The organism is Mesorhizobium tianshanense (assembly GCF_007830515.1).
Taxonomy (GTDB): domain Bacteria; phylum Pseudomonadota; class Alphaproteobacteria; order Rhizobiales; family Rhizobiaceae; genus Mesorhizobium; species Mesorhizobium tianshanense.
The window spans coordinates 18,884-42,756 of the sequence record NZ_VLKT01000031.1; the positions used below are offsets into that span (position 1 = coordinate 18,884).

At 63.0% G+C, this 23,873-nt stretch carries 24 protein-coding genes and 1 tRNA gene; 22 read left to right on the top strand and 3 right to left on the bottom strand.

Annotated features, from left to right (window positions below; genetic code table 11):
• The first annotated feature begins 456 nt into the window (after nt 1-456).
• The 13 genes from IQ26_RS23090 to IQ26_RS39965 all read left to right on the top strand — a co-directional run bounded on the left by IQ26_RS23090 (nt 457) and on the right by IQ26_RS39965 (nt 12,698).
• Nucleotides 457-2,487, top strand: a complete 2,031-nt coding sequence (locus IQ26_RS23090; protein ID WP_145720642.1) for a conjugal transfer protein TraG — start codon at nt 457-459, stop codon at nt 2,485-2,487.
• Between the two features lie 116 nt (nt 2,488-2,603).
• Nucleotides 2,604-3,017 (top strand): CopG family transcriptional regulator, encoded by a 414-nt coding sequence (locus IQ26_RS23095; RefSeq protein WP_145720643.1) that lies wholly within the window; start codon nt 2,604-2,606, stop codon nt 3,015-3,017.
• Nucleotides 3,014-3,982 carry a P-type conjugative transfer ATPase TrbB gene (trbB, locus tag IQ26_RS23100; RefSeq protein ID WP_145720644.1) on the top strand — a complete coding sequence of 323 codons (969 nt, stop codon included), beginning with the start codon at nt 3,014-3,016 and terminating at the stop codon, nt 3,980-3,982. The genes IQ26_RS23095 and trbB overlap by 4 nt, the downstream gene beginning before the upstream one ends.
• 12 nt (nt 3,983-3,994) lie before the next feature.
• Nucleotides 3,995-4,303 (top strand): TrbC/VirB2 family type IV secretion system protein, encoded by a 309-nt coding sequence (locus IQ26_RS23105; RefSeq protein WP_145720645.1) that lies wholly within the window; start codon nt 3,995-3,997, stop codon nt 4,301-4,303.
• Nucleotides 4,303-4,575, top strand: a complete 273-nt coding sequence (locus tag IQ26_RS23110; protein ID WP_145720646.1) for a VirB3 family type IV secretion system protein — start codon at nt 4,303-4,305, stop codon at nt 4,573-4,575. The genes IQ26_RS23105 and IQ26_RS23110 overlap by 1 nt, the downstream gene beginning before the upstream one ends.
• Entirely contained in the window at nt 4,569-7,019 is a 2,451-nt protein-coding gene (gene trbE / locus IQ26_RS23115; RefSeq protein ID WP_145720647.1) for a conjugal transfer protein TrbE, read from the top strand. Before IQ26_RS23110 ends, trbE begins: the two co-directional genes overlap by 7 nt.
• Nucleotides 7,016-7,741, top strand: a complete 726-nt coding sequence (gene trbJ / locus IQ26_RS23120) for a P-type conjugative transfer protein TrbJ (RefSeq protein WP_145720648.1) — start codon at nt 7,016-7,018, stop codon at nt 7,739-7,741. Before trbE ends, trbJ begins: the two co-directional genes overlap by 4 nt.
• Before the next feature lie 33 nt (nt 7,742-7,774).
• Entirely contained in the window at nt 7,775-9,097 is a 1,323-nt protein-coding gene (trbL, locus tag IQ26_RS23125) for a P-type conjugative transfer protein TrbL (protein WP_145720649.1), read from the top strand.
• The gene (gene trbF, locus IQ26_RS23130) at nt 9,098-9,829 is read left to right on the top strand and encodes a conjugal transfer protein TrbF (protein WP_145720650.1); all 732 of its coding nucleotides are present in this window, start codon (nt 9,098-9,100) and stop codon (nt 9,827-9,829) included. It abuts the gene before it with no gap.
• Nucleotides 9,819-10,847, top strand: a complete 1,029-nt coding sequence (gene trbG / locus IQ26_RS23135; RefSeq protein WP_145720651.1) for a P-type conjugative transfer protein TrbG — start codon at nt 9,819-9,821, stop codon at nt 10,845-10,847. The genes trbF and trbG overlap by 11 nt, the downstream gene beginning before the upstream one ends.
• Before the next feature lie 13 nt (nt 10,848-10,860).
• A complete protein-coding gene (locus IQ26_RS23140; RefSeq protein WP_145720652.1) occupies nt 10,861-12,075 on the top strand; it encodes a TraB/TrbI/VirB10 family type IV secretion system protein in 1,215 nt (404 codons plus the stop codon).
• Between the two features lie 12 nt (nt 12,076-12,087).
• Nucleotides 12,088-12,360, top strand: coding sequence for a DUF2274 domain-containing protein (locus tag IQ26_RS23145; protein WP_145720653.1), 273 nt, complete (start codon nt 12,088-12,090; stop codon nt 12,358-12,360).
• 29 nt (nt 12,361-12,389) lie between these two features.
• Entirely contained in the window at nt 12,390-12,698 is a 309-nt protein-coding gene (locus IQ26_RS39965) for a hypothetical protein (protein WP_208760198.1), read from the top strand.
• A gap of 83 nt (nt 12,699-12,781) precedes the next feature.
• On the opposite strand, the gene IQ26_RS23155 is transcribed toward IQ26_RS39965, so the two are convergent.
• Together IQ26_RS23155 and IQ26_RS23160 are read right to left on the bottom strand one after the other, a co-directional pair.
• Nucleotides 12,782-14,050 carry a tyrosine-type recombinase/integrase gene (locus IQ26_RS23155; RefSeq protein WP_240547195.1) on the bottom strand — a complete coding sequence of 423 codons (1,269 nt, stop codon included), beginning with the start codon at nt 14,048-14,050 and terminating at the stop codon, nt 12,782-12,784.
• Nucleotides 14,051-14,218: 168 nt separating this feature from the next.
• Nucleotides 14,219-14,308, bottom strand: a tRNA-Ser gene (locus IQ26_RS23160).
• 429 nt (nt 14,309-14,737) lie between these two features.
• On the opposite strand from IQ26_RS23160, the gene IQ26_RS23165 reads away from it, so the two are divergent.
• The 3 genes from IQ26_RS23165 (at nt 14,738) to IQ26_RS23175 (ending at nt 16,969) form a co-directional block, all read left to right on the top strand.
• The gene (locus IQ26_RS23165; RefSeq protein WP_145720655.1) at nt 14,738-15,061 is read left to right on the top strand and encodes a hypothetical protein; all 324 of its coding nucleotides are present in this window, start codon (nt 14,738-14,740) and stop codon (nt 15,059-15,061) included.
• Between the two features lie 43 nt (nt 15,062-15,104).
• Complete coding sequence (gene msrA, locus IQ26_RS23170; RefSeq protein ID WP_145720656.1) at nt 15,105-15,770, top strand: peptide-methionine (S)-S-oxide reductase MsrA; 666 nt, start codon at nt 15,105-15,107, stop codon at nt 15,768-15,770.
• Nucleotides 15,771-15,979: 209 nt separating this feature from the next.
• A complete protein-coding gene (locus tag IQ26_RS23175) occupies nt 15,980-16,969 on the top strand; it encodes a BMP family lipoprotein (RefSeq protein WP_145720657.1) in 990 nt (329 codons plus the stop codon).
• A 70-nt stretch (nt 16,970-17,039) separates the two neighbouring features.
• Here the strand turns inward: IQ26_RS23175 and IQ26_RS23180 are convergent, their stop codons facing one another.
• On the bottom strand, nt 17,040-17,249 hold the full coding sequence (locus IQ26_RS23180; RefSeq protein WP_095488524.1) for a SlyX family protein: 210 nt from the start codon (nt 17,247-17,249) through the stop codon (nt 17,040-17,042).
• A 337-nt stretch (nt 17,250-17,586) separates the two neighbouring features.
• On the opposite strand from IQ26_RS23180, the gene IQ26_RS23185 reads away from it, so the two are divergent.
• The 6 genes from IQ26_RS23185 (at nt 17,587) to deoA (ending at nt 23,835) form a co-directional block, all read left to right on the top strand.
• Nucleotides 17,587-19,119 carry an ABC transporter ATP-binding protein gene (locus IQ26_RS23185; protein ID WP_145720658.1) on the top strand — a complete coding sequence of 511 codons (1,533 nt, stop codon included), beginning with the start codon at nt 17,587-17,589 and terminating at the stop codon, nt 19,117-19,119.
• Complete coding sequence (locus IQ26_RS23190; RefSeq protein WP_145720659.1) at nt 19,116-20,255, top strand: ABC transporter permease; 1,140 nt, start codon at nt 19,116-19,118, stop codon at nt 20,253-20,255. Before IQ26_RS23185 ends, IQ26_RS23190 begins: the two co-directional genes overlap by 4 nt.
• 1 nt (nt 20,256) lies before the next feature.
• On the top strand, nt 20,257-21,228 hold the full coding sequence (locus IQ26_RS23195) for an ABC transporter permease (RefSeq protein WP_145720660.1): 972 nt from the start codon (nt 20,257-20,259) through the stop codon (nt 21,226-21,228).
• Between the two features lie 80 nt (nt 21,229-21,308).
• Nucleotides 21,309-21,701, top strand: coding sequence for a cytidine deaminase (gene cdd, locus IQ26_RS23200; RefSeq protein ID WP_145720661.1), 393 nt, complete (start codon nt 21,309-21,311; stop codon nt 21,699-21,701).
• Nucleotides 21,698-22,516, top strand: a complete 819-nt coding sequence (locus IQ26_RS23205; protein WP_145720662.1) for a purine-nucleoside phosphorylase — start codon at nt 21,698-21,700, stop codon at nt 22,514-22,516. The genes cdd and IQ26_RS23205 overlap by 4 nt, the downstream gene beginning before the upstream one ends.
• Complete coding sequence (deoA, locus tag IQ26_RS23210) at nt 22,516-23,835, top strand: thymidine phosphorylase (RefSeq protein ID WP_145720663.1); 1,320 nt, start codon at nt 22,516-22,518, stop codon at nt 23,833-23,835. Before IQ26_RS23205 ends, deoA begins: the two co-directional genes overlap by 1 nt.
• Nucleotides 23,836-23,873 lie beyond the last annotated feature (38 nt).

Consider the following 23,873-nt stretch of genomic DNA (forward strand, 5'->3'; position numbering starts at 1 on the left):
TGTGGGATCATACCAGAGTAGGTGAGCCCGAATCTAGTCGCCGCATTCCGGGGGGGCAGCCCCCCTGACGCCCCGATCATGGCCACGACAATGCTGTCCATCTGTCGCACCAAACCTCGTATGCCCATCGCATGAAAGTCTGCACTTTGTCGGGCGCGAACGGATAATGTGCGGTCCCGGATACGATGAACTCTTTGAGTACCCTGCCAAACACCAAGCACCTTAATATTAGCGGTGCCCTTCTTGTGGAGCTCGCGCGCAGAAGAAGAAGGTTGGTTTTACCACAGCCCGGCGGACCAATCACAAGGTGGTTCGTATCGTCGTCGAGCGAGATCAAGCAATTTCAAAGCCGGCAATGTCCGCCCGATCGCACCGAATCGTACATAAGACCCCTTCGATTTCCTGACATCCGGCGCCATGGTGCTTCCGCTTAAGAAAAGCTGCGGAGCTGCGCCCATGACGCCAACGAAGCTCCTTATCGGCCAGATCGCGGTCGTGTTCGCTATCGTCGTCCTCGGCGTGTGGGCCGCAACGCAATGGTGCGCCCAAATGCTGGCCCATCAGCCACCTCTGGGCGCGTCATGGTTCGTCGCTGCCGGCTGGCCGATCTACCAGCCGTGGAAACTGTTCGAATGGTGGTTCCAATTCGACGCCTATGCGCCTGAGGTCTTCGACAAGGCCGGCATGCTTGCCGGCGCCAGTGGATTCATGGGCTGTGCTGTAGCAGTCGCCGGCTCGCTCTGGCGGGCGCGGCAGCGCGGGTTGGTCACTACCTATGGCTCGTCACGTTGGGCCTCGTCTTGGGAGATCGAGAAGGCAGGGCTGTTCCGGCCCGCCGGCGTTTTCCTCGGAAAGCTGAAGGATCGCTACCTACGCCATGACGGGCCGGAGCACGTCATGGCGTTTGCGCCGACCCGTTCGGGCAAGGGCGTCGGACTGGTTGTTCCAACTCTTCTTTCCTGGACCAGCTCGGCCGTCATTCACGACATCAAAGGCGAAAACTGGCAGCTGACCTCCGGCTGGCGGTCGAAGTTCTCGTACTGCCTTCTGTTCAATCCGACCGATCCGAGATCCGCGCGCTATAACCCGCTGCTGGAAGTTCGCAAGGGCCCGAATGAGGTCCGCGACGTTCAGAACATCGCCGACATCCTTGTCGATCCTGAAGGTGCGCTGGAGCGGCGGAATCATTGGGAGAAGACCAGTCACTCACTCTTGGTTGGCGCCATCTTGCACGTCCTCTACGCCGAAGAGGAAAAGACGCTGGCCCGCGTCGCCAGCTTCCTGTCGGACCCGCAACGCTCGTTTGCCGCGACACTGCGGCGGATGATGACGACCAACCATCTCGGCACGGCGGATAAGGCTCAGGTCCATCCGGTCGTGGCCTCGGCGGCCCGGGAGGTGCTGAACAAGTCAGAGAACGAGCGTTCGGGCGTCCTCTCGACCGCCATGTCGTTTCTCGGGCTCTATCGTGATCCCACCGTGGCTGCGGCAACATCGGCCTGCGACTGGCGCATTGCCGACCTCATGGATGCCGAGCGACCGATGTCGCTCTATCTGGTGGTGCCACCATCGGACATCTCGCGCACCAAGCCGCTGGTGCGACTGGTGCTCAATCAGATTGGCAGACGGTTGACCGAGCGGCTGGAGGGTGACCCAAGGAAGAGCCGTAAGCATCAACTGCTCATGATGCTGGACGAATTCCCGGCTCTCGGGCGTCTCGATTTCTTCGAGACCGCGCTTGCCTTCATGGCCGGTTACGGCATTCGCGCCTATCTGATCGCGCAATCCCTGAACCAGATCTCGAAAGCTTATGGTGAGAACAACGCCATTCTCGACAACTGCCATGTTCGGATTGCCTTTTCGTCCAATGATGAGCGCACGGCCAAGCGTATCTCGGACGCGCTCGGTACGGCGACGGAACTCAGATCCATGCGCAACTATGCCGGCCATCGGCTGGCCCCTTGGCTTTCGCACGTCATGGTGAGCCGCCAGGAAACCGCACGGCCGCTGCTCACGCCGGGCGAGGTGATGCAGTTGCCGCAGGAAGACGAATTGGTACTGGTTTCGGGGCTGCCGCCGATCCGCGCGAAGAAGCTGCGCTACTACCAGGATCAGAATTTCACCGAACGGGTGCTGCCTTCGCCGGCCCTACGCGACGGTCTCCACGCAGACTGCCCTGCGTCGCGCCCGGACGATTGGAGTGGACAGGTGCGCGGCGTCGACCGTCGACTTGCCGGCGCCGACGAGAGTTCCGGCGCGGCAATCGAAGACGACGGCGGCACACAGCAGCAGCGTCATCCAGGCCTCCCCGAAGAACACACCGTCGCTGCCCAAGCGGCTGATCAGGGAGACCTGTTCAATCCCGCCGACGATGATAGTGAGGTGGTGGCCGACAAGCGCGTCATGGACCGGATTTCCACCGCGGCACGTGCCTACGGCATCAACGAGGGAAAGGGCGACGACAAGGACATCGTGCCAGGCTTCTGATCGCCGCTCCAACGGGAGCGCATCTCAGCGTAGATAACGGCCGTAAGTGATTTCGAGCGTCTGGCCGATGCTTGTTCCCGCCGGCGCAGCAGCGCCGGCCAGTCGGAACGAGCCGCATGAATCCCCACCGCATTCGTCATCAGTTTCTGCTTGAACCCGCGCTGAGCGAAAAGCTTGAGAACCTCAGCCGCAATCCCGCGACCACCAAATCCGCGGTCGTAGCAAAGGCGGTCGAGGCCTTTATCCAGCAGCGTGGCGAGAACGAGCTCGACCAGCGCTACGGCATGAGGCTCGACCGTCTCTCCCGCGATCTCGGTCATATCAGGCGCGATGTCGAGATGATCCTGGAGAGCGTGGCGCTCTTCATCCGCTTTTCGATCACGCTCCACGCTCACACGCCGGTTCCGGACAAGGCAACGCAGGCGATTGCCCAGGAGCGTTTCGACAAATTCGTCGAGCAGGTCGGCCGGCAGATCGCTTCCGGGAAACGGTCGCTTGGCAAAGGCAATGGCGGGGGAGGGGAAGAATGAGCTCTCATCCGGAAGCTGACCATCGCCGCCGCGCCATGCTGCGCACCGCCATGGGCCAGGCGATCACCGAGGCCCTTGCCGATCCTTCCGTCATCGAGGTGATGGTCAATCCCGACGGCGCGCTGCGGCTCGACCGGCTGGGAGAAGGCCGAGTCGATACCGGCGTGCACATGCACCCTTCCGAGGCGGAACGCATCATCCGCCTGGTCGCCTCCCATGTGCGCGCCGAGGCGCATGCGGACAACCCGATTGTCAGTGCCGAGTTGCCATCGGGCGAGCGCTTCGAAGGCTTGCTGCCGCCTGTGGTGCTGGCGCCATGCTTCGCGATTCGCAAGCCAGCGGCAAAGCTCTACACGCTGGCCGACTATGTCGCCGACCGCATCATGCTGCCGCTGCAGGCCGATGCGCTGAAGAAGGCGGTCCGCGAGCGGCGCAACATTCTGGTCGCCGGCGGCACGTCGTCCGGTAAGACGACGCTTGCCAACGCGCTGCTGGCGGAAGTCGCCGAATGCGACGAGCGGGTCATCTTGATCGAGGACACGCGCGAACTGCAGTGCGCGGCGAAGGACTGTGTTGCCTTGAGGACGAGGCGGGGTTCGGTCACGCTCGCCGATCTCGTGCGCTCGACGCTGCGGCTCAGGCCCGACCGCATCATCGTCGGCGAAGTCAGGGGCGCGGAAGCCCTCGATATGCTTAAGGCCTGGAACACCGGGCACCCCGGCGGCATAGCCACCGTTCATGCCAATTCGGCCCGCTCCGCCCTTTACCGCGTCGAGCAACTCGCCCAGGAAGCCGTCGTCACGGTTCCCCGCCGCCTCATCGCCGAGGCGATCGACCTGATCGTCTTCATCGCCGGCCGCGGATCCTCGCGCCGCATTGAGGCGATCGCCGAGGTCGCCGGCCTCGACGGCAGCGGCGATTACGCCGTCAACCAACTCACGCTCCCGCAATTTCAGCAGCTTTGAAAGGTCACTTCCATGCGCAAGAAGCTTCGCTTTCTTTCGTCAGCCGCACTCGTGTTTCTTCTCACAGCCCAGGCTCATGCGGCTGGCTCCGGGATGCCGTGGGAACAGCCGCTGCAGCAGATCCTGGAGTCGGTGCAGGGACCGGTCGCTAAGATCATCGCGGTGATCATCATCATCACCACCGGCCTGACGCTTGCCTTCGGTGACACGGCAGGCGGCTTCCGCAGGCTGATCCAGATCGTCTTCGGCCTGTCGATCGCCTTCGCGGCATCGAGCTTTTTCCTCTCGTTCTTCTCCTTCGGCGGCGGAGCGCTCGTCTGATGGCGAGCGGAGAGCAGCATATCGAGGGCTTTGAAGTCCCCGTTCACCGGGCCCTGACCGAACCGATCCTGCTGGGCGGTGCGCCGCGAGCGGTGGCGATCCTCAATGGCACGGTGGCCGCCGCCATCGGCCTTGGCTTGCAGCAGTGGATTGCCGGGCTGGTGCTCTGGATCGCGGGACACACGCTCGCGGTCTTTGCCGCAAGACGCGATCCGGACTTCGCCGGCGTGCTTGTCCGTCATCTTCGTCAGAAGGGTTGGTTTGGATGCTGAACCTTTCAGAATACCGCAGCAAAGCCGAAAGGCTTGCCGACCATCTGCCCTGGGCCGCATTGGTCGCGCCCGGCATCGTGCTCAACAAGGACGGCAGCTTTCAGCGGACCTTCCGGTTCCGCGGGCCCGATCTCGAAAGCGCGACGGAAGTTGAACTTGTCGGCATCTGCGCGCGGGCGAACAATGCGCTGAGAAGGCTCGGCTCCGGCTGGGCATTGTTCTTTGAGGCCGAGCGCATCGAAGCGCTGGACTATCCGAGCTCGCGTTTTCCCGACGCAGCGTCATGGCTGGTCGACGAAGAGCGGCGCGCGGCGTTCGAGGGCAAGGTCGCGCACTTCGAGAGCCGCTTTCACCTGACCTTGCTGTTCATGCCGCAGCAGGATGGCCAGGCGCGGGCCGAAAGAGCGCTGGTTGAGGCGCATCGTTCCGAAGGCGCGAGAGACTGGCATCAGGAGTTGGCGCGGTTCCGTGACGAGACCGACCGGGTTCTGGATCTTCTGTCGGGCTTCATGCCCGAAGTGCGCGTTCTCGACGATGCAGAGACGCTGACTTATCTCCACGGCACAATCTCGACCCGCCGCCATCCAGTGGCCGTGCCGGAAACACCGATGTATCTCGACGGCGTCCTGGTCGATGCGCCGCTTACCGGTGGCTTGGAGCCGATGCTGGGCGACCTGCATCTGCGCACGCTCACAATCCTCGGTTTCCCGGACGTCACTCGGCCCGGAATCCTCGATGCACTCAATCATCAGGAGTTCGCCTATCGCTGGATGACGCGCTTCATTCCGCTCGATAAGACGGAAGCCACTAGGACATTGACGCGCTTGCGGCGGCAGTGGTTTGCCAAGCGCAAATCGATTGCGGCCATCCTGCGCGAGGTCGTGACCAATGAACTCGTCCCGCTCCTTGACAGCGATGCCGATAACAAGGCGCTCGATGCCGACGCAGCACTTCAGGCGTTGGGCGGCGATCACGTCGGCTTCGGCTATCTCACCACTACCGTGACGGTGTGGGACGAGGTCCACCAAGCCGCCGCGGAAAAACTTCGCGCGGTCGAACGCATCGTCAACGGACTCGGCTTCACCACAATCCGTGAAAGCACCAATGCGGTCGAGGCGTGGCTCGGCTCGTTGCCCGGTCATGTCTATGCCAACGTTCGCCAGCCGCTCATTCACACGCTGAACCTTGCCCATCTCATGCCGCTGTCGTCTGTGTGGGCCGGCCCGACGGCGAACGAGCATCTGGCCAAGATCACCCGCACAGAATCCCCGCCACTTCTTTTTGCCGAGACCAGCGGGTCGACACCGTTCCGGATATCCACCCATGTCGACGATGTCGGCCACATGCTGATCGTTGGTCCGACCGGTGCCGGCAAGTCGGTTCTGCTTGCCCTGATCGCTCTGCAGTTCCGACGCTATGCCGGCGCGCAGCTCTACGCCTTCGACAAAGGCAATTCGGCGCGCGCGGCAACACTTGCCATGGGTGGAGAGCACCACGCGCTGGGTGCAGACGGCGCGCTTGCCTTCCAGCCGCTGCGCAATATCAGCGACCAGGCTGCCCGCAGCTGGGCAGCCGAATGGATCTCCGCGCTCATTGCTCATGAGAACGTCACCGTCACGCCGGAGGTGAAGGAGGCAATCTGGTCGGCACTCACCAGCCTTGCCACCGCACCGGCCCAGGAACGAACGCTGACCGGCCTCTCGGTCCTGCTTCAGTCCAATGCGCTGAAGTCCGCACTCATGCCCTACACGCTCGACGGCCCCTTCGGCCGGCTGCTCGATGCCGATGATGATCGGCTGGCTTTGTCGAATGTGCAGTGTTTCGAGACCGAGGAGCTGATGCATCAGGAAGGCGCCGTGCTGCCGGTGCTGACCTATCTGTTCCATCGGCTCGAGGAGCGGTTCGACGGCCGGCCGACGCTGCTGATGCTCGATGAGGCGTGGGTCTATCTCGACAACCCGCTCTTTGCCGCCCGCATCCGCGAATGGCTGAAGGTGCTGCGAAAGCGGAACGTGTCGGTTGTATTCGCCACGCAGTCGCTTGCCGACATCGCCAGCTCTTCCATCGCCCCTGCGATCATCGAGAGCTGCCCACAGCGCATTTTTCTGCCCAATGACCGTGCCGTGGAACCGCAGGCGCGGGCAACCTATGAGCGCTTCGGTTTGAACGAGCGGCAGATCGAATTGATCGCCCGCGCCACGCCGAAGCGGCATTATTATCTGCAGTCGCGTCGCGGCAACCGTCTCTTCGAGCTTGGGCTCGGGCCCATCGCTCTCGCGCTTTGCGGCGCTTCCGACACGTCCACACAGAGCCTGATCGACACGGTCCTGTCCGAGCCCGGGCAGGACAGCTTTGCCTCCCGGTTCCTGAGCGTGCGCGGCCTCGATTGGGCCGCCGACCTTCTCCGGCAATTCCCTCAAACAGACAAGGAGCAATCGTCATGATGCGGCGCCGCCTTCTCACCGGCCTGATCACCGTTTCCCTGATCGCCAAACCGATGGCCGACTACATCCAGCCGGCCTCCGCCCTGATCGTGTTCGATCCGTCGAACTATACACAGAACGTGCTAACGGCGGCACGCTCGCTGGAGCAGATCAACAACCAGATCCAGTCGCTGCAGAACCAGGCGACCATGCTGCAGAACATGGCGCGCAACCTTCAGCGTCTGGACTTTTCCTCGATTGGTCAACTCACCGGCGCGCTCCATCGCGTCGACGGGCTGATGGAGCAGGCGAGCGGGCTGAGCTTTGATCTCGACCAGCTTCAAGACCAGTGGCGCAAGCAATATCCGGAAAGCTACGACGCCGCGATTAAGGTCAGCGATGTGGCGAGCGCCGCGCGCGAGCGCTGGCAGAGCGCGATGCAGGCATTCCGCCAGACCATGGGCGTCCAGTCGCAGATTGTCGAGAACGTCCGTACCGATGGCGACCTGCTTGCCGATCTCGTCAACCGCAGCCAGGGCGCGGCCGGTTCGCTTCAGGCAAGCCAGGCCACCAACCAGCTGATCGCCCTCTCCACCAAGCAGCAGATGCAGATCCAGACGCTGCTCGCGACGCAGTTTCGGGCTGAGGCCGAGGATGCGGCGCGCAAGGCGCAGTCCGAGGAAGCCGCCCGCGAGACAACGCGCCGCTTCCTTGGCTCCGGCACGGCCTATTCCGGCAACTGACCAGGCATTTCTCAGAACGAGGAAGGCGGCCACATGAACGACCTCGGCGTCATTGATCGCTTCATGGAGACCTTCATCCGCTATATTGATAGCGGGTTCGGTCTACTTTCGGGCGACGTCGCCTTTCTCACCACGATCCTGATTGGCATCGACATCACACTGGCCGGCCTGGCCTGGGCGCTCGGTAGCGAACCCAATGTTCTCGGGCGGCTCACCCGGAAGGTGCTCTATGTCGGCGTCTTCGCCTTCATCCTGAATAACTTCAAGAATCTCGCCGACATTATCTACCGCTCCTTTGCGGGCCTCGGCATAAACGCGTCCTCTGGCAACCTTTCCGCCGACAGTCTCCTGCGGCCCGGCCGCATTGCCGCGACTGGCTTCGAGGGCGCCTGGCCGCTGCTCGAACAGGCAAGCCAGCTTCTTGGCTTCCCTGAGTTCTTCGGCAACGCGCTCACCATCTTCGTGCTGCTTTTAGCGTGGTTCCTGGTCATCATCGCCTTCTTTATTCTTTCCATCCAGCTCTTCATCACCATCCTGGAGTTCAAGCTCACCACGCTGGCCGGTTTCATTCTGGTGCCCTTCGCGCTCTGGAATCGGTCGGCCTTTCTGGCCGAGCGCGTGCTCGGCAATGTGATCTCATCGGGCATAAAGGTCATGGTTCTCGCCGTCATCGTCGGCATCGGCTCCACGCTCTTCGGCGAGTTCGCTTCCGCGCTGCAAGGCAAGGAGCCGGATCTGGCCGCCGCCATGGCACAGGTGCTTGGCGCGCTGGCCCTGCTTGGGCTCGGCATCTTCGGGCCTGGGATCGCCTCGGGCCTTGTCTCTGGCGCACCGCAGCTTGGCGCGGGCGCCGCACTCGGAACCACGGCGGCCGCCGCCGGTGCATCGCTCGTTGCCGGAGGTGCGGCGTTTGCCGGCGCGCGCATGGCAACCGGCGGCAGTCTCGCCGCAGTCCGCGCCGGCACAACCATGGGATCGGCTGCTTCCACGGCTTGGCAGATCGGACGTGCAACCTCGCCCGACTCCGGCCTGTCCGGCGTAGCTGCTGGAATTCACGGCGTCACAAGTGCCGTCGCCGGCGCTGCGACAGGCGGAGCGCGATCTGCTGCAGAAGCTTTCAGGCGCAGCGCCGATGCCGGCCATGAAGCCGCCTGGACTGCGACCGGCGGTACGCCGACCGCGTCAATGACCGGAACTCCTGCCGCTGCGAGCTCCGATACTGCGCCGACCTGGGCGAGGCGCCTTCGCTCCGAACAGACCGCGCGAGCCCATCGTCACACCGCCATGCAGGCTGTCCGTGAGGGCGATCGGCCGGGCGGCAGCGCCAATCCCTTCCTCAACGATAAGGACGACTAGATGCTCTTCAAGCGACCGGTTCAGCGTTACGGGAAGATACCCGAACCCGTCACACCGTATCAAAAGGCCGGCCAACTCTGGGATGAGCGTATCGGCTCCGCCCGCGTTCAAGCCAGGAACTGGCGGCTCATGGCCTTCGGCAGCCTGGCACTGGCGATCGGCCTTTCCGGCGGGCTGATGTGGCAATCGATGCAAAGCCGCGTCGTTCCCTACGTCGTCGAGGTCGACCGGTTCGGCGAAGCACGCGCCGTCGCACCGGCGATCCAGAACTACGAGCCGTCGGATGCACAGATCGCCTGGCATCTCGACCGCTTCATTTCGAATGTCCGCGCCATCTCTACCGATCCGGTGCTGGTGCGCCAGAACTGGCTTTCGGCCTACGACTTCGCCACCGACCGTGCCGCTCTTTTCCTCAATGAATACGCGAAGGCGAACGACCCGTTCGGAAAGATCGGTACGCGCAGTGTTTCGGTGCAGGTCACCAGTGTCGTGAGAGCCTCCGACAACTCCTTCCAGGTCAAGTGGTCCGAACAGGTCTATGAGCGCGGCAGCCTCGCCAGCACCAGTCGCTGGACCGCGATCCTTACAGTAGTGATCCGCCCGCCTAGCAATGCAGACCAGCTGCGCCGAAATCCCCTCGGCGTCTTAATCAATGCCATCGACTGGTCGCGCGAACTCGAGAACGCCGCGCCGACATCCATTTCCCCGAAGGAGTCCGCCAATGAAGAATAAAATGTCCTCGGTCCGTGCCGCGCTGATCCTGTCGGCGTCGGCAGCGGTCCTCTGCGCCTGTGCATCAAAGCCGGTACCGCCACCTCAGATTTCCTATGACGCTGCTGATTTCAAACCGGCTGCAATTGAGAAGGCCCCGGAAAAGCCGGTCAAGATAGTCGAGGTGCCAAAGCCCCTGCCGCTACCCGGCCAATTACAGCCTGACTTGGGCAAAGTCGTTGCAGACAAGCGCTCCCCTGAAGAACGTGTCGTAGATGCCAACAAGGCGGCGACGCAGCAACCCACCAAGTATGGCTATATCAACGCGGTACAGGTCTATCCCTATACGGAAGGCGCACTTTACCAGCTCTACGCAGCACCCGAGCGCGTCGTCGACATCGCCCTGCAGCCAGGCGAGAAACTCTCATCTGTGTCGGCCGGCGACACAGTGCGCTGGGTGATTGGCGACACTGTCAGTGGTTCCGGCGACAACCAGCGAACCCATGTGCTGGTGAAGCCCTTCGCACCGGGGCTCAGCACCAATCTGGTCATCAGCACCGACCGGCGGACCTATCACCTGCAGCTTCAAAGCACGGAAAGGACGGCTATGGCGGCGATTTCCTGGACCTACAGCGAGGACCAGATCATCGCGCTTCGCCGGCGCAACGCTCAAGCCGAGGCAGCCATGCCGGTGGCATCGAATGTGGCGCTCGAGAATATTCGCTTCCGCTATTCGATTACCGGCGACGCGCCGCCTTGGAGCCCGACGCGTGCCTTCGACGATGGCAGCAAGGTCTATATTGAATTCCCGCGCCGCATCGATCAAGGCGAGGCGCCGCCGCTCTTCGTCGTCGGAGCTGACGGGGACAACCAGCTCGTCAATTACCGCATGCGCGGCAACTATTACATCGTCGATCGCCTCTTTGCCGCGGCCGAACTGCGGCTCGGCGCCAAGCAGCAGCAGGTCGTCCGCATCACGAGGACTGACGGCCGGCAACCGCCCCGGCGGATAGCACTTTTTGCGCGTTCCGTCAGGTGAGGGGGAAGGATTCATGACCGATACTTCCCGCTCCAATGCTCCGCCGAAACTCGATCCCGAACAGCTGCAGTTACGGGCCTCACCCCGTCGTGCGGTACGGTTCAAGCGCGGTGTGATCATCGCGATCGCTGCACTCGGATCCAGCGCCATATTCGGCGTTACCATCCTGGCGTTGCAGGGACCGGCACTGCGCATCAAAGAGCAGGCGGAAGAGCTATACAACACCGGGAGCAAGCCAACCGCCGAGGGACTTGAAACGCTTCCAAGAGACTATTCCGGAATCAAGCCGAACGCGCCTGTGCTCGGCCCGCCATTACCAGGCGATCTCGGCCGGCCGATCCTCGAACGCCAGCGCCAGCTCGGCATCGCGCCGGGGCACGAGATTTCCGACGAGGAACAGCGCCTTGCTCAGCAGGCGATTGAGGCACGTGAATCGAAAGTCTTTTTTTCGATCGAGAATCGACCCCGGCAGATAGACGTCGCCGGCAGTGGGCAGGATGTGCAGAGGCCATTTGAGCCGCTTCCGCAATCCGATGCCGCACGCGCGTCGGCTTCCGTTGCCCCGGCCGAGGGCGACCAGAACAATCAGCAGCGCAAGCTCGATTTTATCAGCCAGCGGAACACAAGCGGGATCTACAATCCGCATTCCTTGCAGACGCCGGCTTCGCCGTATCAGCTGATGGCCGGCAGCGTGATCGCAGCAAGCCTCATCACCGGCATCAATTCCGACTTGCCCGGCCTCGTCGTCGCACAGGTCACCGAGAACGTGCATGACACAGTCACCGGTGGAATCCTGCTGATCCCACAGGGGTCTCGCCTGATCGGCACCTATGACAGCGTTGTCGCCTTCGGGCAAAGACGCGCGCTGCTGGTCTGGCAACGCATTCTGCTGCCCGACGGCTCGTCAATCGAAATCGACAATCTGCCCGCGACAGACACCGCCGGCTATGCTGGCCTTGAGGACAAGGTGGATTTCCACACCTGGCAGCTGATCAAGGGAGTTGCATTAGCCACATTGCTTGGCATCGGCACGGAATTGAGCCTCGGGGAAGACGAAAGCGATCTGGTGAAGGCAATCCGCGAATCCGCCCAGCAGAACGTCAGTCGGGCCGGCCAGCGCATCACCGAAAAGAACCTCAATATTCAACCCACCATCACCGTCCGCCCCGGTTGGCCGCTGCGCGTCGTCGTACACAAGGATCTCGTGCTGCGGCAGTACCCGAGTTGAACAGGAGTAGTCATGGCCAACCTGAAATTGGGAAAGCTTCCGGACCGGACGCCTTCCAAGATCACTATCACCGTTAGCGCGGACCTGAGCCAAGCGCTCCAGGAATATGCGGCGCTTTACCGTGAGACCTACGGCGAGTCGGAAACGGTGGCCGAACTCATTCCATTTATGCTGGCGGGGTTTTTGGAAGGCGACCGAGCGTTTGCCAAGGCCAGAAACCAAGGCCTACCGGCTGCGGGCATGTCGGAAAAATCTCGGCGCCTACGCGGTTCAGGTTCGGACTAGCCGAAGTACAAAGTTGGTCAAGCCGAACCATGGCGAACGCCGCCGAATTTCCCGGTTCTCCAACATCGCTCGCGGAGCTCGAACGATTTCTGGGTGTGGCGGCCTATTTGGTCGTTCGTCATGGCGAAACCTATACGCCGACGTTCGAGCGGCTGGAGCACGAGCTTGAGGAAGCGCGGCGGCGGTTCGGAAACCGAGACCGGGCTCGGCGCGTGCTAGCCGAACTGATCCAGAATGGGGGACACGTAGGTGCGAAAGCGATAGCACAACTGCGATATGCGCCCCAAACTTCCATCGATAGCGGGATTGTCGCCAACCCGCCCTCGCATACTACGTGATGGCTGTCCGGCACCGATGAATTGCAAGGCATCAAAACTTGCAACCGCACAACATCAAAAACTTGTAGTCACACAGCGTGGCATCAGCCCCGTTCAGGCGGGGTGAACGCGATCCTTTGAAGCCACTGGCGCTTCTGCGCCAGGGACGGTCCGGCGCCGTACTTCGGCCGGATCCATTTGTGGCCCATCAACGAGGCGATTACTTTCTCCGGCGCCTCAACTGCCGTTAGCCGATCCTCGAAAGTGTGCCGCAGGCTATAGAGGCTATGCTCCGATGTCGGCAGGAGTTTCTTGTTGGTGAGCACCTTATTGACGAGCGCCGAAAGCGAGGCTGCCTTGTCACGATAACGCGGGAAGCCGTTCGGATGGAGCTTCATCGCTTCAAGCGCGCAGCCGACCAGGGGGATGTCGCGCGCTGAATGATCGGTCTTCAGCCGACGGCCATTGGGGCGCACCTGCACATGCGGGGTTTCGTGATCGAGGTGGATTGATTCCGTGGTGAGGTTTGCCGCTTCAGAGAGCCTGAGACCCGTGTCGGCGATGAGATAGACAAGATGGCGCGCCTCGTCGTTGAGCCCGTCGAGCGCGCCTTCGGCGAGAATCTCTCCCTGCACGAACTCCGCCGTGAACGCAGCGCGTTGAGCCGCAACGGCACCGGAAAGGCGCAGATGATGGAAAACTGGCTCCAGCTTGAGCTGATGAGTGAGGTCGACGACACGCAGCATCTTGGAGATGTGGCCGATGTCCTTATTGGCCGTACCGATATCGAGGCCGCCCCCGACGATCCGCTTCTGCCACCACTCGCGGAAGGTGACCGCATCATCCCGTGTCAGGCGAGCGATCTCTTTGTCGCCGATGACGCCAATCAAGTTTGCGATCGCTCGTTTCTTCGGATTACGCCACTTCTTTACCTGGTTTGGCGACATGGCCAGCAGGTTCTGTTGCTCGATCGCCTCGAACTCCTTGATGAGACCGCTCAGGCGCAGTGCTGGCCGCGGCTCTCCGCCCATCACCGCAGAGACGTCCTTTGCGTCCTCGACCGCATTTGTGTCGAGAAGCAGCTTTATGCGGGCCACGAGTTCGTCGAGCGGTCCCGCCGCCAGTTCCTCATTAGTGCGATAGGCCACCCCGAACGACCGCGCTCGCTTCCTTGCATCTTCGAAGCGCAGCGCCGCCTCTGCCGACTGGCCGTCGCCAAGTCTGCGCCAATATGCCTCGAGCCCGGCGCCGAGGCTGCGCACTGCATCGCGGGCCCGTACACCGCGCGGATCGTCAGCAACGGCGACCCCGGTGGAAATACGTACCAGGCCGCGTCGATCAAACGCCGCAAATTCCTTCGGCACCCGGCGCACGAGATACCAGATGCCGTCACGTTTGTGCGGCCTTGGCGCCGCAGATCGTCGCATTATCTCGCTCTAATGTTACACAGTTTGTTACACAGTATGAGATATGTTTCGAGCTCCGGCGGTCAAGGTCTACAACGAAGTTTTTGAAAACTAACGACTTTTATGGGAGTCGGTTGGCGGAGAGAGCGGGATTCGAACCCGCGTTACGGTCTCCCGTAAACACACTTTCCAGGCGTGCGCCTTCAACCACTCGGCCACCTCTCCGTCCTGGCATTTCGCGCCGGCCGGTTTTGCCGCGCGGGTTGGGAAGATGCGTCTCCCTTGGGGATTCCGGCCCGGAACTCCGCACCGTGGGCGCCGTCAACCAGCGGACGCCCTTTCCCCGCACCTGAGCCGTCAAAGCAACAGGCGCGGGGCTCATCTAGTCGATCCGACATCGAATGCCAAGCCATAACGGCACTCTATTCGTTTTGCCGGGCACCAACGGTTATTTGCGATGTCGCCGGCGCAAGGCTTCGGGTGCGGCGACGGCTCTGCAGCATGAGGCTGGTGCCGTAGGTCCGTGCATGATCGATGACCGGCGGCGTAGCTTCAAATTCGCGTGTCGCGATTGCGAACAAAGCGCGCGCGCACTATCTCTGTGTTCGAAACAGATGTTGGAAGTCTGCTAAAGTCTGGAGGGGAAAGGTCTGCATGCTTCGCTTTCTTTTCCGGCTCGCGGCAATGGTTGCGCTTTCGGTTTCCGTCATCATGGCGGTGATCGACGCGACACGCTCGGTGGCGGTCTCCGCGCTGGTCATGACCCCGCTCAACATAAGCTGGCTCGCCGTTTCGCCGGATACGCGAAGCGCCTTCGAAAGCTTCGTCCGTGACAAGGCCGGCCCGCTGCTGTGGGACGGCACCTTCGCCTGGGTGCTCGGCCAGCCCGGCTTCGCGGTGTTCGCGGCGCTTGCCTTCATTCTCTACATGATCGGCTACAGGCGGGAGCGGCCAACCGGGCGGTTCGCCCCGACGTGACGACTTCCAGCGTCCCTAACAAAAAGAGAAAGGGAGACTGCGCATGTTTTTTCTCAGCGACATGCTGAACAAGAAGCTCAATCTACCAAAGCCTGCCGAGGCGCTGCCGGGCCGCGCCAAGCCTATCCCGACGGCATCCAAGCACTTTGTCTCGAAAAGGCCGCTCAACGGGCCTTATCCCGAAGGTCTGGAGACGGCGATGTTCGGACTCGGCTGCTTCTGGGGCGCCGAGCGCCTGTTCTGGCAGCTTGAAGGTGTCTGGGTCACGGCTGTAGGCTTTGCCGGCGGTGTCACCCCCAACCCGACCTACCAGGAAACCTGCACCGGTCTCACCGGCCACGCCGAAGTCGTGCTCGTCGTCTACGATCCGAAGATCGTCTCCTATGGCGAGCTTCTGAAGCTGTTCTGGGAAAGCCACGACCCGACGCAGGGCATGCGCCAGGGTAACGATGTCGGCACCACCTACCGCTCGGCGATCTACACGTTTGGCGACGCACAGTACCAGGCGGCGATCGCTTCGCGCGACGCCTATGAGGCCTCGTTGCGCGGTGCCGGCCGCGGCAAGATCACCACCGAGATCGCGCCGGCGCCGGAATTCTACTTCGCCGAGGAAGACCACCAGCAATATCTGGCGAAGAATCCCTACGGCTATTGCAATCTGCAGGGCACCGGCGTCGCCTGCGCCATCCCTGCTGCCGTCTCCGCTTGAGGCCTTTGGCGAAGGGAGCTGTCGTGGCGCTGCATCCCGGCGCCACGCTTTTCCAAAAGGTCAAAATTCCGCGTGAATTTTGTTTCGGGCCGTGCCAGATTGGCCCGAAGCGGGAGGAAGACACTCCTGTCTGATGTCGCATGCCTGCCGGAGAACCGGGCAGGCAGGCGGTGCGTAACGGAAAAAATAACCGACAGGGTGTGGATCACATGAAACGTATCGTTCTCGGCCTTCTGGCCGCAACTGCAATGGTTCTTCCGGCCTTCGCCGCGGACATTCAGCCCGCGCTTCTCTACGATCTCGGCGGCAAGTTCGACAAGTCGTTCAACGAAGCGTCCTACAATGGCGCCGAAAAGTTCAAGGCCGAAACCGGCATTGCCTATGTGGAATTCGAGGTCAGCAATGCGACCCAGCGCGAGCAGGCGCTGCGCCGTTTCGCCGAGGATGGCCGCACCCCGATCGTCATGGCAGGCTTTTCCTGGGCGGACGCGCTGGAGAAAATCGCCGTAGAGTTTCCCGAAACCCAATTCGCCATCATCGACATGGTCGTCGACAAGCCCAATGTCCGCTCCCTCGTCTACAAGGAGCAGGAAGGGTCCTACCTCGTTGGCGTGATGGCGGCGATGGCCTCGAAGTCCAAGAAAGTCGGCTTCATCGGCGGCATGGACATTCCGCTGATCCGCAGATTCGGCTGCGGCTATGTCGGCGGCGCCAAGGCGGCCGGCGCGACCGACGTCATCCAGAACATGACTGGCGACACGCCGGCAGCCTGGAACGATCCGGCCAAGGGCGGCGAGATCGCCAAGACGCAGATCGACCAGGGCGCCGACGTGATCTACGCGGCGGCGGGCGGAACCGGTGTTGGCGTGCTGCAGGCAGCGGCGGATGCCGGCAAGCTCGGCATCGGCGTCGATTCCAATCAGAACGGCCTGCAGCCGGGCAAGGTGCTGACCTCCATGGTCAAGCGCGTCGACGTTGCCGTCTACAGTAGCTTTATGGACGCCAAGGACGGCAAGTTCACCGCCGGCATCAACGATCTCGGCCTCAAGGAAGGCGGCGTCGACTACGCCATGGACGACAACAACAAGGACCTTGTCGACGATGCAATGAAGGCGGCAGTCGAAAAGGCCAAGGCCGACATCATCGCGGGTACCGTCAAGGTGCACGACTACATGTCGGACAATGCCTGCCCTTATTGATCCACCGACATTGCGGATCTGATCGAAGCCGCCGGGTGAAAGCCCGGCGGCTTTGACTTTCTCCGTGGGCTCACCAATGCGGCGGCTTGGTCACCGGCACGTCGGGTGCGGCCTGTTCCTCCAGCGCCAGGAACCGGTCGGTCAGCGCATCGAGCTTGCGCTGCATGCGCTCGATCACCTTCCACTGCTCGGCGATCTGGCCGGACAGTTCCTCGATGGTCTTCTCCTGCTCGGCGGCGCGGATCTCCAGCGTCGTCAGCCGGTCGGCGGGCATGGTCATTTTGAAAACCTCGGGTTCCTGCTGCGCAACTCCCAAGAGATGCGAATTTTTGGGATTCGACACATTAGAGCGACATGCATCCAATTGGACACACAAAGTGCGCTCTAACACCTACAATCTTCGCATCGCGCTTGCGAACCGAGGGGCGGCGCAGCAAAATCGAATCCGGTTTTCAGGCCGATGCGATAGCGAATGTGAAGGCTGCGGCCACGTTCGAAATTGACAAGCGCGCGGGGATTTGTCGAGAGTGGATGCTGCTCCGACCAATTGGCACAAGCGGTGCGTCATGCTAGGCGTTTTGACCAAGCGATAAAAAAATAAGAGTGGGACAGGCTGCATGGCGCAAGCCGCAATCGAGCTGATCGGCATCAACAAGAGTTTTGGCGCCGTTCGCGCCAACCGCGACATCAATCTGGAGATCGTGCGCGGCACCATCCACGGCATTGTCGGCGAGAACGGCGCCGGCAAGTCGACGCTGATGTCGATCCTCTACGGTTTCTATCAGGCCGACAGCGGCGAGATCCGCGTCGGCGGCCAGCCTGCGTCGATCAAGACGCCCAACGACGCCATCGCGCTCGGCATCGGCATGGTGCATCAGCATTTCATGCTGGTCGACAATTTCACGGTGCTGGAAAACGTCATTCTCGGCGCCGAAAGCGATGCGCTGCTGAAGAAGAGCATCGCCAAGGCGCGATCCGAACTGGAACGGCTCGAGCGCGAATACGGGCTGGAGGTCGATCCCGATGCGATCATCGAGGAGTTGCCGGTCGGCCTGCAGCAGCGTGTCGAAATCCTCAAGGCGCTGTATCGCGGCGCCGAGATCCTGATCCTCGACGAGCCGACGGGCGTGCTGACGCCTGCCGAGGCCGACCATCTGTTCCGCATCCTCAAGCAGTTGAAGGAACAGGGCAAGACGGTGGTGCTGATCACCCATAAGCTGCGCGAGATCATGGCGATCACCGACACGGTCTCGGTCATGCGCCAGGGTACGATGGTGGCGACCAGGGAGACCAGGAAGACCACGGTCGAGGAACTGGCCGAGCTGATGGTCGGGCGCCGCGTGCTGCTCAGGGTGGAGAAGGGCGAGGCAGAGGCCGGCGGCGTCAAGCTCGCGGTCAAGAACCTGACGGTGAAGGATTCCCGCGGCGTCACCATGGTCGATGACATCTCCTTCGATGTGCGCGCCGGCGAGATCGTCGGCATCGCCGGCGTCGCAGGCAACGGACAATCCGAAATGCTCGAGGCGATTTCCGGCATCAGGCGCGCCGTCTCGGGTTCCGTCATGCTCGACGGCAAGCCGATCGACCTCACCGGTGCCGCAGATCCCGGCGAACTGCGCGACCGCGGTCTCGCCCATGTGCCGGAAGACCGTCATCACGTCGGCCTGGTGCTGGCCTTCGAGGAGAACGAGAATTCGATCCTCGGCTATCATGACGATCCTCGCTATCTCAGGGGGCCGTTCCTCAACATCGACGCCATCCGCGACGACGCCAGGGACAAGATCACCAAATACGACATCCGCCCGGCGGACTGCCGGCTCAAGACCGCCAATTTCTCCGGCGGCAACCAGCAGAAGATCGTGCTGGCGCGCGAAATGGAGCAGGATCCGGGTGTGCTGATCGTCGGCCAGCCGACGCGCGGCGTCGATGTCGGCGCCATCGAATTCATCCACAAGCGCCTCATCGCCATGCGCGACCAGGGCAAGGCGGTGCTGGTGGTGTCGGTCGAGCTGGACGAGATCCGCTCGCTTTCCGACCGCATCCTGGTGATGTTTGCCGGCCGCATCGTCGGCGAGCGCGGCCCGGAGGCGACCGAAGGCGAACTCGGCCTGCTGATGGCCGGTGTCGAGCACCAGGAGGCGGCGCAATGAGCACGCCTTACGCCAAGCTGCCGGCCTGGGCCGATTACGGGCTGATCCCGGTGATCAATCTGTTCGTTGCCTTCGTCGTCGCTGGCTTTGTCGTGCTTTTGGTTGGAGAAAATCCGTTCCGCGCGGCCGCCGTCCTGGTCGAGGGCGCCTTCGGCCGTGGGCAAGGCATTGCGTTCACGCTTTTCTACGCCACCACCTTCATCTTCACCGGGCTGTCTGTGGCGGTTGCCGCGCATTGCAGCCTGTTCAACATCGGCGCCGAGGGCCAGGCCTATGTCGCCGGGCTTGGCGTGGCCATAGTCTGCCTCGCCTTCGACAGCGTGCTGCCGTGGTGGCTGCTCTTTCCGCTGGCGATCATTGGGGCTGCGGCGGTCGGCGCGCTATGGGCGCTGATCCCGGCCTATCTGCAGGCCAAGCGCGGTTCGCATATCGTCATCACGACGATGATGTTCAATTTCATCGCGTTCTCTGTCGTGGTCTACCTGCTGGTCGGCGTGCTGAAGCCCGCCAATTCGATGGCGCCGCAGACGCGCACCTTCCTCGACGGCGCGCAACTGCCGAAGCTCAACTGGATCATCGAGCTGTTCGGCGCCAAGATCCGCTCGGCGCCGTTCAACATCACCTTCCTGCTGGCGCTGGCCATGGCCTTTCTGGTGTGGGTGCTGATCTGGCGCACCAGGCTCGGCTACGAGATGCGCACCTACGGTCACAGCCCGAAAGCGGCACGCTATGCCGGCATTTCGGAAACCCGCATCATCATCGTCGCCATGATGATCTCGGGCGCTCTGGCCGGCATGATGGCGCTCAATCCGACGATGGGCGACCAGCACAATGTCGCGCTCGATTTTGTCTCGGGCGCCGGTTTCGTCGGCATCGCCGTGGCGCTGATGGGCCGGCTGCACCCGATCGGCATCGTGCTGGCGGCGATCCTGTTCGGCATGCTCTATCAGGGCGGCGCCGAGCTCGCCTTCGAGATGCCGGCCATCAGCCGCGACATGATCGTCATCATCCAGGGCCTGGTCATCCTGTTCGCCGGCGCGCTCGAGCACATGTTCCGGCCTTATATCCAGGCGATGTTCGCCTCCATCAGCCCGAGAACGGTCGGCATGGAAGCGGTCAAAGGGAAGGGTGCCTGAGATGGATGTCTTCATCGCCATCGTCCAGGTACTGGACTCGACCATCCGCCTGTCGGTGCCCTTGCTGCTCGCCTGCCTCGCCGGCCTCTATTCGGAGCGGGCCGGCGTCTTCGACATCGGGCTCGAAGGCAAGATGCTGGTCGGCGCCTTCGCTGGTGCCGCCGCAGCCTCCGTCTTCCATTCCGCCTATCTCGGCCTCGGCATGGCCATCCTCATCTCGGTCGCCTTCGCGCTGATCCACGGCTTTGCCTCGATCACCCATCGCGGCAACCAGATCGTCTCCGGCGTGGCGATCAATTTCATCGCCGCCGGATCGACGATCATGCTCGGCCAGGCCTGGTTCCAGCAAGGTGGTCGCACGCCAGCCTTGGCCTCGGGCGAGCGGTTCGGGGCGATCATCTGGCGCGGCGCGGACGCGGTCAGGGGCGTGCCGATCCTCGGACCGATATATTCGGAACTGATCTCCGGCCATTCCGTGCTGGTCTATGTCGCGTTCCTCGCGGTGCCGTTCACCTGGTGGGTGCTGTTCCGCACACGTTTCGGCTTGCGCCTGCGCGCGGTCGGCGAGAACCCGGCCGCGGTCGACACCGCCGGCATCTCGGTCGCCTGGCTGCGCTATCGGGCGCTGATCTGCACCGGCGTGCTCACCGGCATCGCCGGCGCCTATCTGTCGATGGTGCAGAATGGCGGCTTCGTGAAGGACATGACCGCCGGCAAGGGCTACATCGCACTGGCCGCGCTGATCTTCGCCAAGTGGAAGCCGGTCAACGCCATGTTCGCCTGCCTGTTGTTCGGCTTCCTCGACGCGCTGTCGATCCGCCTGCAAGGCACGCCGCTGCCGCTGATCGGCAAGGTGCCGGTGCAATTCATGCAGGCGCTGCCCTATGTCCTCACCGTCATCCTGCTCGCCGGCTTCATCGGCAAGGCGATCCCGCCGCGCGCCGGCGGCGTGCCCTATGTCAAGGAACGCTGAGCATGGCCCCGAACCGCGGGTCCGCGTCAGCGAAAAGTGGAAGCCGGTTTTGGGACAAGATCATGCGAGAGAAAAACCAAATGGCTCATGATCTGTTCGAAGCGGCCAAGGCCGCCATGGCCAAGGCCTATGCGCCCTATTCGAAATTCCCGGTCGGGGCGGCACTGCGCACCGAGGACGGCCGCGTCTTTGCCGGTGCCAACATCGAGGTCGCGTCCTATCCGGAAGGCTGGTGCGCCGAGACCACCGCGCTCGGCCACTATATCATGGGCGGCGGCGGCAGGATCACGGAGATCGCCGTGATCGCCGAGCGCATGGCGAAATGCTCGCCCTGCGGCGGCTGCCGGCAGCGGCTCGCCGAATTCTGCCGGCCGGAAACCAAAGTCTATCTGTGCGACAATGGCGGCGTGGTCGAGACCGTGACCATGGGCGAGATGCTGCCCTACGGCTTCCAGGGCGACATTTTGAAATGAAGGAAGCGCTTGATCGTCTCGTCGAAAGGCTGGACGGGCTGGCGCCCGCCACCGCACTTGTGCTGGGTTCGGGGCTTGGGGGGCTTGTCGACCAGGTCGAGGATCCCGTCCGCATTTCTTATGCCGAATTGCCGGGCTTTCCCAGAAGCGGCGTCACCGGCCATGCCGGCGAGGTGGTGGCGGGACGTTTTGCCGGCACGCCGGTGCTGATGCTGTCGGGCCGCGCCCACTACTACGAGCACGGCAACGCGGCCGCGATGCGGCCGGCGCTGGAGGTGCTCGCCGGCATCGGCATCTCGAAACTGATCCTCACCAATGCCGCCGGCTCGGTCGATCCGGAGATGGGGCCGGGCTCGGTGATGCTGATATCAGACCACATCAATTTCTCGGGCTCCAACCCGCTGATCGGCGAGCCGAGCGATCGCCGCTTCGTCGGCCTGACCGAAGCCTATGATGCCGGCCTTCGCTCGGCGATCGAAAAGGCCGCCAAGGCGACGGCTACCGCGCTGCACAAGGGCGTCTATATGTGGTTCTCCGGGCCGTGCTTCGAGACGCCTGCCGAGATCCGCATGGCGCGCATCATGGGTGCCAACGCCGTCGGCATGTCGACCGTGCCGGAGGTCATCCTCGCCCGTTTCCTTGGCCTGCGCGTCGCCGCCTGTTCGGTCATCACCAACCTCGCTGCCGGGATGACCGGGGCGGAGCTTTCGCACCAGGAGACCAAGGACATGGCGCCGGTCGGCGGCGCGCGGCTGGCGACCATTCTCCAGCGTGTGTTCCAGGACGGGTTGCCGGAGAGTAAGGTCCCGGCCTGATGCTTCCCCAGGAAATCATCCGCAGCAAGCGCGACGGCCACAAGCTGTCGGCGCAGGAGATCGTCAGCTTCATCGAAGGCGTGACAGCCGGCACCGTCTCGGACGGGCAGGTCGGGGCCTTCGCCATGGCGGTGTTCTTCAACGGCATGAGCCGCGACGAGGCGGTGGCGCTGACGCTTGCCATGCGCGATTCCGGCGACGTGCTCGACTGGTCGGACCTGCCAGGCCCGGTCACCGACAAGCATTCGACAGGCGGCGTCGGCGACAATGTCTCGCTGATGGTGGCCCCGATCGTCGCCGCCTGCGGCGCCTATGTGCCGATGATTTCCGGTCGCGGCCTCGGCCATACCGGCGGCACGCTGGACAAGATGGACGCCATCCCCGGCTACATCAGCCAGCCGGACGTTGCGCGGTTCCGGAAGGTGGTGCTCGAAACGGGCTGCGCCATCATTGGCCAGACTGCCGATCTCGCGCCCGCCGACCGCAGGCTCTACGCGATCCGCGACGTGACGGGAACCGTCGAATCGGTGCCGCTGATCACCGCCTCGATCCTGTCGAAGAAGCTGGCGGCCGGCCTGCAGTCGCTGGTGCTCGACGTGAAGGTCGGCAACGGCGCCTTCATGGAGAAGTCGCGCGATGCAGCGGCTCTGGCGAACAGCCTGGTCGAAATCGCCACTGGTGCCGGCCTGAAGGCCTCGGCGCTGGTCACCGGCATGAACGAGCCATTGGCGTCGGCGGCCGGCAATGCGGTCGAGGTGCGCAATGCCGTCGATTTCCTCACCGGCCGCTTCCGCGACCGGCGGCTGGAGGACGTGACGCTGGCGCTGGCCGCGGACATGCTGCAGTTGGCCGGGTTGGTCTCGTCCAACCAGGACGGCATGCGGCGCGCCGCCGAGACCCTGGCCGGCGGCGGTGCCGCCGCCGCCTTCGCGCGCATGGTGGCGGCACTAGGCGGTCCGGCCGATTTCGTCGAGAGGCCGGAAAAACACCTGCCGAAGGCGGCGACGGAGTTTGCGGTGAAGGCGACCGAAAACGGCTTCGTCACCGGCATCGCGACCCGCGACATCGGGCTTGCGGTGGTCGGGCTTGGCGGCGGGCGCATGCGGCCGGACGACAGGATCGACCATGCGGTCGGCATCACCAGGCTGTTGCCGGTCGGCGCGGAGGTGCAGGCCGGCGAGGCGCTGGCGCTGGTCCATGCCCGCAATGCCGGGGATGCCGAAGCGGCCGCGGCCGCCGTGCTTTCCGCCTATGCGATCGGCGCCTCGAAGCCGCCGGCGGAAAAAACCGTCATCCGGCGGATCCTGCCGCGCAGGTAAGCCGAACCAACCCGACGGAATCGGAACGGGATCCTGTT

Excerpts from the sequence above, each read along its gene's own strand:
- IQ26_RS23105 (WP_145720645.1), top strand. The coding sequence starts at position 3,995 with ATGCGCAAGAAGCTTCGCTTTCTTTCGTCAGCCGCACTCGTGTTTCTT.
- deoA (WP_145720663.1), top strand. The coding sequence starts at position 22,516 with ATGCTTCCCCAGGAAATCATCCGCAGCAAGCGCGACGGCCACAAGCTG.
- trbJ (WP_145720648.1), top strand. The coding sequence starts at position 7,016 with ATGATGCGGCGCCGCCTTCTCACCGGCCTGATCACCGTTTCCCTGATC.
- IQ26_RS23090 (WP_145720642.1), top strand. The coding sequence starts at position 457 with ATGACGCCAACGAAGCTCCTTATCGGCCAGATCGCGGTCGTGTTCGCT.
- IQ26_RS23165 (WP_145720655.1), top strand. The coding sequence starts at position 14,738 with ATGCTTCGCTTTCTTTTCCGGCTCGCGGCAATGGTTGCGCTTTCGGTT.
- IQ26_RS23140 (WP_145720652.1), top strand. The coding sequence starts at position 10,861 with ATGACCGATACTTCCCGCTCCAATGCTCCGCCGAAACTCGATCCCGAA.
- trbB (WP_145720644.1), top strand. The coding sequence starts at position 3,014 with ATGAGCTCTCATCCGGAAGCTGACCATCGCCGCCGCGCCATGCTGCGC.
- trbE (WP_145720647.1), top strand. The coding sequence starts at position 4,569 with ATGCTGAACCTTTCAGAATACCGCAGCAAAGCCGAAAGGCTTGCCGAC.
- msrA (WP_145720656.1), top strand. The coding sequence starts at position 15,105 with ATGTTTTTTCTCAGCGACATGCTGAACAAGAAGCTCAATCTACCAAAG.
- IQ26_RS23110 (WP_145720646.1), top strand. The coding sequence starts at position 4,303 with ATGGCGAGCGGAGAGCAGCATATCGAGGGCTTTGAAGTCCCCGTTCAC.
- IQ26_RS23205 (WP_145720662.1), top strand. The coding sequence starts at position 21,698 with ATGAAGGAAGCGCTTGATCGTCTCGTCGAAAGGCTGGACGGGCTGGCG.
- IQ26_RS23195 (WP_145720660.1), top strand. The coding sequence starts at position 20,257 with ATGGATGTCTTCATCGCCATCGTCCAGGTACTGGACTCGACCATCCGC.
- IQ26_RS23175 (WP_145720657.1), top strand. The coding sequence starts at position 15,980 with ATGAAACGTATCGTTCTCGGCCTTCTGGCCGCAACTGCAATGGTTCTT.
- IQ26_RS23190 (WP_145720659.1), top strand. The coding sequence starts at position 19,116 with ATGAGCACGCCTTACGCCAAGCTGCCGGCCTGGGCCGATTACGGGCTG.
- IQ26_RS39965 (WP_208760198.1), top strand. The coding sequence starts at position 12,390 with ATGGCGAACGCCGCCGAATTTCCCGGTTCTCCAACATCGCTCGCGGAG.
- trbF (WP_145720650.1), top strand. The coding sequence starts at position 9,098 with ATGCTCTTCAAGCGACCGGTTCAGCGTTACGGGAAGATACCCGAACCC.
- trbL (WP_145720649.1), top strand. The coding sequence starts at position 7,775 with ATGAACGACCTCGGCGTCATTGATCGCTTCATGGAGACCTTCATCCGC.
- IQ26_RS23145 (WP_145720653.1), top strand. The coding sequence starts at position 12,088 with ATGGCCAACCTGAAATTGGGAAAGCTTCCGGACCGGACGCCTTCCAAG.
- IQ26_RS23180 (WP_095488524.1), bottom strand. The coding sequence starts at position 17,249 with ATGACCATGCCCGCCGACCGGCTGACGACGCTGGAGATCCGCGCCGCC.
- cdd (WP_145720661.1), top strand. The coding sequence starts at position 21,309 with ATGGCTCATGATCTGTTCGAAGCGGCCAAGGCCGCCATGGCCAAGGCC.
- IQ26_RS23185 (WP_145720658.1), top strand. The coding sequence starts at position 17,587 with ATGGCGCAAGCCGCAATCGAGCTGATCGGCATCAACAAGAGTTTTGGC.
- trbG (WP_145720651.1), top strand. The coding sequence starts at position 9,819 with ATGAAGAATAAAATGTCCTCGGTCCGTGCCGCGCTGATCCTGTCGGCG.
- IQ26_RS23095 (WP_145720643.1), top strand. The coding sequence starts at position 2,604 with ATGAATCCCCACCGCATTCGTCATCAGTTTCTGCTTGAACCCGCGCTG.